The sequence below is a fragment of the Cryobacterium fucosi genome (assembly GCF_004403515.1).
Taxonomy (GTDB): domain Bacteria; phylum Actinomycetota; class Actinomycetes; order Actinomycetales; family Microbacteriaceae; genus Cryobacterium; species Cryobacterium fucosi.
On sequence record NZ_SOHH01000026.1, the window covers coordinates 19775 to 27474 of the forward strand.

8 protein-coding genes are annotated in these 7700 nt (G+C 70.3%); 5 read left to right on the forward strand and 3 right to left on the reverse strand.

Features of this window, described 5'->3' with window-relative positions; all coding sequences use genetic code 11:
* Nucleotide 1: 1 nt before the first annotated feature.
* The 3 genes from dapE to E3T48_RS02445 all read left to right on the forward strand — a co-directional run bounded on the left by dapE (nucleotide 2) and on the right by E3T48_RS02445 (nucleotide 2541).
* The gene (dapE, locus tag E3T48_RS02435) at nucleotides 2-1096 is read left to right on the forward strand and encodes a succinyl-diaminopimelate desuccinylase (protein WP_134522285.1); all 1095 of its coding nucleotides are present in this window, start codon (nucleotides 2-4) and stop codon (nucleotides 1094-1096) included.
* A complete protein-coding gene (locus E3T48_RS02440; RefSeq protein WP_241986572.1) occupies nucleotides 1072-2301 on the forward strand; it encodes a hypothetical protein in 1230 nt (409 codons plus the stop codon). The genes dapE and E3T48_RS02440 overlap by 25 nt, the downstream gene beginning before the upstream one ends.
* A 63-nt stretch (nucleotides 2302-2364) precedes the next feature.
* Nucleotides 2365-2541, forward strand: a complete 177-nt coding sequence (locus E3T48_RS02445) for a DUF3117 domain-containing protein (protein WP_134365588.1) — start codon at nucleotides 2365-2367, stop codon at nucleotides 2539-2541.
* Between the two features lie 88 nt (nucleotides 2542-2629).
* Here the strand turns inward: E3T48_RS02445 and E3T48_RS02450 are convergent, their stop codons facing one another.
* Nucleotides 2630-3262: an O-methyltransferase gene (locus E3T48_RS02450; RefSeq protein WP_134522286.1), complete on the reverse strand. Its 633-nt coding sequence runs from the start codon at nucleotides 3260-3262 to the stop codon at nucleotides 2630-2632.
* An 86-nt stretch (nucleotides 3263-3348) separates the two neighbouring features.
* Here E3T48_RS02450 and E3T48_RS02455 point away from each other — a divergent pair, with 86 nt between their 5' ends.
* Nucleotides 3349-3735 carry a sec-independent translocase gene (locus E3T48_RS02455; protein ID WP_134522287.1) on the forward strand — a complete coding sequence of 129 codons (387 nt, stop codon included), beginning with the start codon at nucleotides 3349-3351 and terminating at the stop codon, nucleotides 3733-3735.
* 362 nt (nucleotides 3736-4097) lie between these two features.
* Here the strand turns inward: E3T48_RS02455 and E3T48_RS02460 are convergent, their stop codons facing one another.
* Nucleotides 4098-4865 carry an IclR family transcriptional regulator gene (locus E3T48_RS02460; protein WP_134522288.1) on the reverse strand — a complete coding sequence of 256 codons (768 nt, stop codon included), beginning with the start codon at nucleotides 4863-4865 and terminating at the stop codon, nucleotides 4098-4100.
* 164 nt (nucleotides 4866-5029) lie between these two features.
* On the opposite strand from E3T48_RS02460, the gene ppk2 reads away from it, so the two are divergent.
* Nucleotides 5030-5938: a polyphosphate kinase 2 gene (ppk2, locus tag E3T48_RS02465; protein ID WP_134522289.1), complete on the forward strand. Its 909-nt coding sequence runs from the start codon at nucleotides 5030-5032 to the stop codon at nucleotides 5936-5938.
* Here the strand turns inward: ppk2 and E3T48_RS02470 are convergent.
* Nucleotides 5935-7485 carry a succinic semialdehyde dehydrogenase gene (locus E3T48_RS02470; RefSeq protein ID WP_134522290.1) on the reverse strand — a complete coding sequence of 517 codons (1551 nt, stop codon included), beginning with the start codon at nucleotides 7483-7485 and terminating at the stop codon, nucleotides 5935-5937. The genes ppk2 and E3T48_RS02470 overlap by 4 nt on opposite strands.
* Nucleotides 7486-7700 lie beyond the last annotated feature (215 nt).

Below are 7700 nucleotides of genomic sequence, written 5' to 3' on the forward strand. Positions count from 1 at the left end.
GGTGCCCCTCAACCTTGTGACTCTGGACCTCTCCGCCTCCTCGATCGACCTCACCAGGGCGATCTGCGACATCGAGTCGGTCTCCGGCAATGAGACGGTGCTGGCCGACGCCATCGAACACGCCCTCGCGGGGCGGGGCCACCTCGAGGTCATCCGCGACGGTGACACCGTCGTGGCCCGCACCAACCTGGGCCGGGCGCAGCGGGTGGTCATCGCCGGCCACATCGACACCGTCCCGCTGAACGGGAACCTGCCGACCCGGTTCGAGACCCTCGACGGGGTGGACTACCTCTGGGGCCGCGGCACGGTCGACATGAAGGCCGGCGTCGCCGTGCAGCTCAAACTGGCCGCCGAGCTCACCGACCCTGCCGTCGACGTGACCTGGATGTGGTACGACCACGAGGAGGTCTCCGACGACCTCAACGGCCTCGGCCGGCTCGCCCGGAACCGCCCCGACCTGTTCGTCGGCGACTTCGCCATCCTCGGCGAACCGACCAACAGCCAGGTCGAAGGCGGTTGCAACGGCAATGTGCGGATCGAGATCCGCACCTTCGGGCTGCGCTCGCATTCGGCTCGCAGCTGGGTGGGCGACAACGCCATCCACAAGGTCGCGCCGATCCTCGACGTGCTGGCCGACTACCAGGCCCGCGAGGTCGAGGTCGAGGGTCTGGTCTACCGCGAGGGGCTGAACGCCGTCGGCATCACCGGCGGCATCGCCGGCAACATCATCCCCGACGAGTGCATGGTGCACGTCAACTACCGGTTCGCGCCCAACCGGTCGGGAGCCGAAGCCGTCGCGCACCTCACCGAGCTGTTCGGCGACTTCGAGATCACCGTCGTCGACCTGGCCGAGGGCGCCCGCCCGGGCCTCGACGCGGTCCTGGCCCAGGAATTCCTCGTCGCCGTCGGCGGGACGGCCCGCCCCAAGTACGGCTGGACGGATGTCGCGCGCTTCTCCGCGCTCGGAATCCCCGCCGTGAACTACGGCCCCGGCGACCCGCTCAAGGCACACGCGGACGACGAGCGCGTCGCCCTGCACCAGATCACGGAGTGCGAGGACGGTCTCCGTTCGTGGCTGACCGCATCCGCCGGCTGAGCCCCGGCGCCCCGGTCCGGCCCGACCGTCGGCCGGCCTGGTACCGCCTGGCCCCGTGGTGGGCCAGGGTCGCGATGGTCTGGGCGGTTTCCCGGGTCGTGACGACGACGCTCGTGCTGCTCCTCGCCCGGGTGCAGGGGGCGAACCCCTGGACCGCCGCGAGCCCGGGTTACGCCGACTTCGCGAACATCTGGGACGGACGCTGGTACAACATCGTGGCCGTCGCCGGCTACCCGTCCGTGATCCCGGTCACGGTCGACGGGCACGTCGCGGAGAACGCCTGGGCGTTCATGCCGGGCTACCCGGCCGTGGTGCGCCTGCTGATGATCGTGCTCGACCAGCCGTGGGCGCCGATGGCGGTGCTCGTCTCGCTCGCCTTCAGCCTCGGCAGCGCCCTGCTCTTCTACCGGCTGATGCTGCGTGCACTCGGCGAGCCGGCGGCGCTGTTCGCCGTCGTGCTGTTCTGCGTTGCGCCGTTGTCGCCGATCCTGCAGTTCGGCTACGCCGAGTCGATGTACCTGTTCTTCCTCACCCTCGCTCTGCTCCTGCTGCTCGAGCGGCGGTACGTCCTGCTCTTCCCGGTGATCCTCGTGATGGCGTTCACCCGGCCGAGCGGACTCGCCTTCGCCCTGGCCATGGGGCTGCACCTGGTGCAGCGCTGGCTCTGCAGGGGGACGGACCCCTTCCCGATCGTGGAGCGGGTGGTCGCGGCATCCGTCGCCGGGTTCAGCGCGGCCTGCGGGCTGGCCTGGCCCCTCATCGCCTGGGCGGCGACGGGGTCGCTGACGGCGTACACCGACACCGAACTGGCCTGGCGGTCGGCGTACATCGGCTACCAGGAACTGGTGCCGTTCACCGCCTGGTTCCAGAGCGGCGTGTGGTGGCTGGGGATGCCGCTGGGCATCATCGTCGTCGTCGCCCTGATTCTCGGCTTCGCGGCGCTGCTCTTCTCGCCGCCGGTGCGCCGCCTGGGCGTCGACCTCAGGTTCTGGCTTGCCGCCTACGCGCTGTACCTGCTCGCGGTGTTCTTCCCGCAATCGAGCACGTTCCGGCTGTTGATGCCGCTGTTCCCCCTGCTCGGCGCCGTCGCCGTGCCGAAGAACCCGGTCTACCGGGTTGCGGTCGTGCTGCTCGGTGTTGCGGGCCAGTGGGGCTGGCTCCTGCTCTGCTGGGGGGTCGACGGAGCGGACTGGACACCCCCCTAATTACTGTCTGGGGCGGTAATGGTCGATAATGGAAGTTCAGACGAATGAATGGAAGGGGAGTTCATGGCGGCCATGAAGCCACGGACCGGAGACGGGCCAATGGAGGCTGTAAAGGAGGGGCGCCTCATCATCGTGCGTGTTCCGCTCGAGGGTGGAGGCCGACTCGTCGTCTCTGTGAACGACGCCGAGGCCAAGGAGCTTCACGATGCACTCGCCGGCGTAGTCCAGTCGACCGTATAGCCGTGACGATCGGCCGCGCAGCACTGCTGCGCGGCCGATTTTTTTGCCCGGACGCGGTCGCCCGGGCGAGTTCGCCGGGACGGGGCAGTCAGGCCCTGAGCTTGGTGATCTGGAGCAGGCCGTCCCCGACGGGCGACAGGGCGCTGATCACGGCGGTTGAGCCGGCGATCTCGGCCAGGAGGGTGCGGAAGCCGGTGGCGACATCGTCGCGCTGCGCCGGATTGGCGACACGTCCGCGCCAGAGGGCGTGGGCGACGAGCACCGTTCCGCCCGGGCGGGCCAGGCGCAGGCCATGCTCGACGTATTCGATCACCGATTGCGGGTCGGCGTCGACGAAGACGATGTCGTAGGAATTCTCGTTCATCCGCGGCAGCACGTCGGCGGCCTTGCCGGTGATCAGGCGCACCCGATTCGAGCGGATGCCGGCCTCGGCGAAGCTCGCCCGCGCGTGCTGCTGGTGGTCGACCTCTGTGTCGATCGAGGTGAGGGTGGCGCCGGGCGCGCCGGTGAGCAGCCAGATCCCGGAGACGCCGGCCCCGGTGCCGACCTCGAGGATGCTGTGAGCCCCGGTCGCGGCCGCGATCACGGCTGATTGCGCGCCAACCGCCGGGGAGATCGCATCGATTCCCAGCTCGAGGGACTGCTGCCTGGCCCTGGCCACGGCGTCGGACTCGACGACGGAATCGTCGGAGAACTTCCAGTTCAGATCTTTGTCAGACAAGCGCAACTCCAGTTGATGATTGGGTCCAGCCTAGGGCCGGGGCCGCTCTGGTCGGGGGAGGCCTCGCCGGGCGTTATTCTGAGGGGATGTTTGGTCTGACGTTCGAGAAGATCCTCCTGATCGGGCTCGTCGCCGTCTTCCTGCTCGGACCGGAGAAACTTCCGCACTACGCGGCCCAGCTTGCGCGCCTGGTGAGGCAGCTCCGGGAGATGGCGAACGGGGCCAAGGACCGCATGCGGGACGAGATGGGCCCCGAGTTCGACGACGTCGACTGGAAGAAGCTCGACCCGCGCCAGTACGACCCGCGCCGCATCATCCGTGAGGCGCTGATCGATGACGACGGCGCGGTGAAGGACCAGTCGGCGACGGTGTCCCGGGCCACCCCGAACCCCGACGGCGCGTACCTTCAGCGCAAGCGCGCCCGCGAGGACGCCCTCGCCGCGCCGGCCCCGTTCGACTCGGAAGCCACCTGACCTGCTCCCGGTGGTCGAGCCCCCGTGGTCGAGCCCCGGTGGTCGAGCTTGTCGAGACCCCGCCCGTCGGGCCCCGGTGGTCGAGCCCCGGTGGTCGAGCTTGTCGAGACCGCGCTCGTCGGGTCAACTGATCTCGACAGGCTCGATCACCGCACCCGTTCATCGACTGCGGTCGAGCCCGGTGGTCGGGCCCCGGTGGTCGAGCTTGTCGAGACCGCGCTCGTCGGGTCAACTGATCTCGACAGGCTCGATCACCGCACACGTTCACCGACCACGGACTGGTCTCGACGGGCGCGAGCCAGGGGAGGAGAGAGGTCCTAGATGCTGAACCGNCGGGCGCGAGCCAGGGGAGGAGAGAGGTCCTAGATGCTGAACCGGGCTCGGGCTTCCGCGCCGAGCTGGTGCGCGAGGGTCGCGGCGGCCGCCCGCAGCTGGTGGGTGATCCCTTCCAGCCCAGAGTCGAACCGGTCGCCCGGCACCGTGACGGCCAGGGCTGCCATCACGCCGGGCGCCCGCACCGGCACCGCGACGCAGGAGTGCCCGAGCCGGTACACTTCCCGGTCGGCGGTGGATTCGGCCCCGCGCTGCAGGTGGTTGAGAACGGCGCGCCGGCTGGTGGTCATGCGCGGAGTGAACCGCACCTGTGGGTGCCGAGTGAGATACTCCGCTCGCTGCTCGCGGCTCAGCTGGGCCAGGATCTGCTTGCCGAGGGCGGTGGCGTGGGCGCCGTCGGCCAGCGCGGACCAGAGTTCCGGTCGGGGAACCCCGGTCTGGTCGACGATGTCGATCAGCCGCACCTCGCCGGCGCTGAACCTGGCCAGGTACGCCGTCGCATCCTGCTCCTCCGCGACGCGCCGCAGGGTCTGCCGCACCCTCGCGAGGAAGACCCCGGCATGGTCGGTGCCGCGCAGGCTCGGGAAGCGATCGCCGAGCACCAGCCCGTCGGGCTCCGCGGCCAGATAGCCCTCGTGAACCAGGGTGCGGGTGAGGTTGTAGGCCGTGCCGAGGCTGAGGCCCGCCGCGTTCGCGATGGCCTTGACCGGCAGCGGCCGAGCGGCGGTGGCGACGATGTCCACCAGTTTGAGGGCGCGCTGCACCGACGAGATGAGGGTCTGGCGATCCTGGGGCATTGGGCTCCCGCACGGCTGGCTATTCGGAACAGGATAGACAGGCGGTCCCGAACCGGATAGGGGTTGCGATGGCGTGAACCCGTCGGGGCCGCCGCCCGGATGACGGTGCGAACCTTCGCCGCGGCGCGTTCCCGGGCGCTACGCTGAAGCCAGGGAAGGTGCTCATGACGAACAAACCCGTGAAGATCAAGCGCATGAACAAGGCGCTCTACGAGGCGGAACTGCGCCGGTTGCAGACGGACCTGGTGTCGATGCAGCAGTGGGTGAAGGAATCAGGGGCGCGGGTCGTGGTGATCTTCGAGGGCAGGGACGCGGCGGGCAAGGGTTCCGCGATCAAGCGGGTCACCGAGTACCTCAACCCCCGCAGCGCCCGGATCGTGGCCCTGCCGATCCCGACCGAGCGGGAGCGCGGCCAGTGGTACTTCCAACGGTACGTGGAGCACCTGCCGACCACGGGCGAGATCGTGCTGATGGACCGATCCTGGTACAACCGTGCCGGAGTCGAACGGGTGATGGGCTACTGCACTCCCGACGAGTACCGCCGGTTCCTGCACCAGGCTCCGCTCTTCGAACGGATGCTGGTCGAAGACGGCATCCTCCTGGTCAAGTACTGGTTCTCGGTGTCCGACCGCGAGCAGGAGGCGCGGTTCCGGTCGCGGCAGAAGGACCCGATGCGCCGGTGGAAGCTGTCCGAGACCGACCTGCTGTCGATCACGAAATGGGTCGACTACTCGAAGGCGAAGGACGAGATGTTCGTGCACACCGACATCTCCGAGGCGCCGTGGTGGGTGATCGAGAGCGACGACAAGCGCGTAGCGCGCCTGAACATGATCAGCCATCTTTTGTCGATCGTGCCGTACGAGCACCGCGAGCCGCCGGCCGTGAAGATCCCGCACCGGCCCGGCGGGTCGGACTACGAGCGGCCGCCGCGGGAGCTGAACCGCCCGGTGCTCGACCATGCGGCGGAGGTCGCCGTCGCCGCCGGGCAGCCGAAGCCGGCCGGGCAGCCGAAGCTCCCGAAGCCCCCGAAGGACTCGGAGGACTCGGAAGACTCGAAGGTCTTGACGCCCTAACGCCGGCGGAGAGTCTTCAGGACGCGGGCCAGGAGCAGCATCGGACGGGTCAGTGCCTCGAACTCGCGACCGGTCCGAGGCAACTGGATCAGGCCCGTCGCCCGGGAGATGGTGATGGCGTCGACGAACCTGAGCAGACCCTCCGGACCGTTGCGCCGGCCGAGGCCGGACTGCTTCAGCCCGCCCATCGGCGCTGCGACGGAGGAGAACGACCCGCGGTAGCCCTCGTTGACGTTCACGCTGCCGGCCTCGATCGCCCCGGCCAGCCGCAGGCCGCGCCGGGCCGAGCCGGCGAATACCGAGGCGTTGAGCCCGAACTCGCTGTCGTTGGCTGCGAGGATCGCCTCCTGCTCCGTGTCGAAGACGGAGACCGCGACCACCGGGCCGAACGTCTCGGCGGCGAAGCAGTCCATCGCCGCGGTGACGCCGGTGAGCACGGTCGGTTCGAAGAAGAACGGGCCGAGGTCGGGGCGCGCCCGCCCGCCGGCCTCGATCGTCGCCCCCTTGGCGACGGCATCCTCGACGTGGGCGCGCACGCGATCCAGCTGGGCCGGGGAGGTGAGCGATCCGACATCCGCGGAATGGTCGAAACCGGCGCCGAGGCGGAGCCCGCCGGTGACCCGGCCGAACTCGCGCAGGAACTCCGCGGCGACGCCGCGTTGCACGTAGATGCGCTCGATCGACACGCAGAGCTGCCCCATCGCCGAGAAGCAGGCGTTGGCCGCGTCGGCCGCGGCGCGGGCCGGGCCGACGTCGTCGAGCACGATCAGCGGGTTCTTGCCGCCGAGTTCGAGCGACACCCCGGTCAGGTTGCGGGCCGCTTGCACGGCGACCCGGCGACCGGTCGCGGTCGACCCGGTGAAGCAGACGTAGTCGGCCTCCTCGGTGACGGCGGCGCCGATGATGCCGCCCTCGCCGGTGACGACAGCCCAGAGCTCGGCAGGGACACCGGCGTCGATGAACGCGCGGCGGAGGGCGAGGATGCTCAGCGCGCCCTGGTCGTCGGCCTTCTGCACCACGCCGCAGCCGGCGGCGAGGGCGGCGACGACGTCCATTGCGGCGAGGCTGAGCGGGTAGTTCCACGGCGTGATCACGCCGGCAACCCCCTTCGGCCGGTAGCGCACCCTGGTGGTTACCACGAGGGGCAGGGCCGAGTGGCGACGGCCTCCGCGGAGCGCCCCGCGGGCGGCGAGGGCGTTGAACCGGGTGACCCCGGCGGCCTGGAAGACTTCCTCGAACGCCTGGCCGCGGGTCTTTCCGGTCTCGGACTGCACCGCGTCCTGGAGTAGCGCGGCACGGTCGAGGAGCAGGTCGTGGGCGCGGAGCAGGACCCGGCGGCGGTGGGCGAACCCGGCGCGCGCCCAGGCGAGCTGGGCCAGCCGGGAGCGGGAGTAGGCATCCTGCACGTCCTCGGTGCTGCTCCGTGGCAGCTCGTGCAGGACCTCGCCGGTGAACGGCAGGGTCACCGGCACGGTGGTTCCGGTGGTGGCGCTGACGTCGCGGTGGGCGGCGGCGATGAACGACGGGGACAGCGGGGAGGCGGGCATCGGGCCAGTCTAGGCCGACCGGTTCAGTGGCCGCAGCGGTCGGCGATCCGGGCGTAGAGCCCGGCGCTCTCGCACGGGGTCACCTCGGCGAGATGCCCAGGCTGCGGCCGGACAGCCCGCGCGCGCGGGTCGCGAGCCGGTCGGCGACGGCCTGGATGGCGATGGCCGCCGGGTCGAGCGGGTCGCCCAGCACGACCGGCAGCCCGGTGTCGCCG